The organism is Streptomyces torulosus, from assembly GCF_001419765.1.
Classification (GTDB): Bacteria; Actinomycetota; Actinomycetes; order Streptomycetales; family Streptomycetaceae; genus Streptomyces; species Streptomyces torulosus.
In genome coordinates this window covers 1-2,205 of the sequence record NZ_LIRK01001013.1, presented here as the reverse complement: position 1 = coordinate 2,205, position 2,205 = coordinate 1, and the positions used below count along the sequence as shown (strand labels likewise).

General features: G+C 74.1%; 2 protein-coding genes. Both read left to right on the top strand.

Features of this window, described 5'->3' with window-relative positions; genetic code table 11:
- On the top strand, positions 1-995 hold a 995-nt coding region (locus AOK23_RS43655), incomplete at its 5' end, for an enolase C-terminal domain-like protein (protein WP_055717884.1).
- The coding region (locus AOK23_RS43650; protein ID WP_055717883.1) for an MFS transporter at positions 979-2,205 on the top strand (1,227 nt) is incomplete at its 3' end. The genes AOK23_RS43655 and AOK23_RS43650, both read left to right, overlap by 17 nt.

Here is a 2,205-nt window from a genome sequence, read left to right as displayed (position 1 = left end):
CCGCCCGCGACGCGGTGTGGCTGACCGTCGAGCACGACGGGCTGCACGGCCACGGCGAGGCCGTCACCAGCGTGTACTACGGCCTCGACGCCGACACCCTCGGGCGGCTGTGCACGGCGGTCGCCACCGATCTGGAGTGCCTCCCCGATCCGGAGAGCGCGCTCCAGGCGCTGATCGACGGTGACGTGGTGGGCTCGGGCACTCCGCCGGCCGTCACCGCGGCCGTGGACGCCGCGCTGCTCGATCTCGTCGGGAAGCGGGCGGGCAGCCCCGTCCACCGGCTGCTCGGCGCACCGTCCGCCCCGGTGGTGGCCACCGCCCGGACCATCGGGATCACCGCGCCGACGCGTGCCGCCGCCGAGGCCCGCCGGCTCGCCGCGAACGGCTTCGAGGTCGTCAAGATCAAGGCCGGCGCGCCCGATCCGGAGGACGACCTCGCGCGTGTGCGGGCGGTGCGGGACGCGGCGCCCGGCGTGCGGCTGCTCCTCGACCCCAACGGCGCCTGGACGGCGGCCCGCGCGGACGCCCTGCTGCCGCGCTTCGCGGAACTGGGCGTGGAGGCCGTCGAACAGCCCCTCGTCCCCGGCGACCCGGAGGCGCTGGCCGCCCTCGCCGAGCGCTCGCCGCTGCCGGTGATCGCCGACGAGGACGCCGTGAGCGCCGAGGACGTACGGCGACTCGCCGGGCGCGTCCACGGGGTGAACGTCAAGCTCGCCAAGTGCGGCGGCGTCCACGCGGCCCTGGGGATCGCCGCGGCGGTCGAGGGCAGCGGCACCGACATCATGCTCGGCTGCCTCACCGCCAGCAGCCTCGGTCTCGCCCCGGCCGTCCACCTCGCCGACCGGGCCCGCTGGGCCGACCTCGACGGACATCTCCTCCTCGCCCACGACCCGTGGACCGGCATCGGCGGCCACGACGGGGTCGTACGGGCAAGTGAGCTGCCAGGACTGGGAGTTCGGCCCAGGGAGGAGGTGCGTGGTGCGGACGTGGCATGAGATACGCCGCTTCCCGTTCGCTGTGCGCCTCCTGCTGGTCAACCAGCTCGGCGTCAACATCGGCTTCTACCTCCTGATCCCCTACCTGGCCACCCATCTCACCGAGAACCTGGGCATGTCGGCGGCCCTCGTCGGTGTGGTCCTCGGAGTGCGCAACCTCAGCCAGCAGGGCCTGTTCATCATCGGCGGCTCCGCCTCCGACCGGCTCGGGGCGCGGGGCGTCATCATCGCCGGGTGCGCGCTGCGGACCGTGGGGTTCGGGCTGTTCGCGCTCGGTGACGGACTGGCCGTGCTGCTGGCCGCGTCCGTGCTGAGCGGGCTCGCCGGGGCGCTGTTCAACCCTGCGGTGCGGGCCTACCTCGCGCAGGAGGCCGGGGAGCGCAAGGCGGAGGCGTTCGCGCTGTTCAACGTGTTCGCTACGACGGGCGCCCTGATCGGGCCGCTGCTGGGCAGCGCGCTGCTGCTGGTGGACTTCCGCACGTCCGCGCTGACCGCCGCCGGGATCTTCGCCGTGCTCACCGTGGCGCAGGCCCTCGTCCTGCCCGCCCGCAAGGTGGAGGCGAGCGGGGGCGGTGTTCTCGGGGACTGGCGTGAGGTGCTCGGCAACCGGGCGTTCCTCGCGTTCGCGCTCGCCATGGTCGGCATGTTCACCCTGGAGAACCAGCTGTATCTGCTGCTGCCCGCCGGGGCACGCGAGGCCACCGGCTGGGACGGCGCGGCCGGTCTCGTCTTCCTCGTCGGCACCCTCGCCAACCTGGCGCTCCAGCTCAGGATCACCACGGCCCTGAAGTCGCGCGGCGACAGGGGGCGTTGGATCGCGACCGGGCTCGCCGTGATGGGGCTGGCGTTCCTGCCGCCCGCGCTGGGGGCGGGGGCCGACCCGGGTGAGTGGTTCGACGCCGTGCCAGTGCTGCTGGGCGCGCTGCTGCTGTACCTCGGGACCATGGTGGCCTCCCCGTTCGTGATGGAGCTCATCCCCCGCTTCGGCCGCCCGGAGCTGACCGGCACCTATTTCGGGATCTTCTACGTCGTCTCCGGTGTGGCCGCGGCCGTCGGCAACGCCGTCGTCGGCTGGGCCATGGACGCCGGGCAGGGCGCCGGTCACGGATGGCTGCCCTGGGTGTGCTGCGCCGTGTTCGGACTGGTCTCGGCGACCGGGGTCGTCTGGCTGCACCGCCTGGGCGCGCTGCCCGCCACCCCGGTCCCTGTC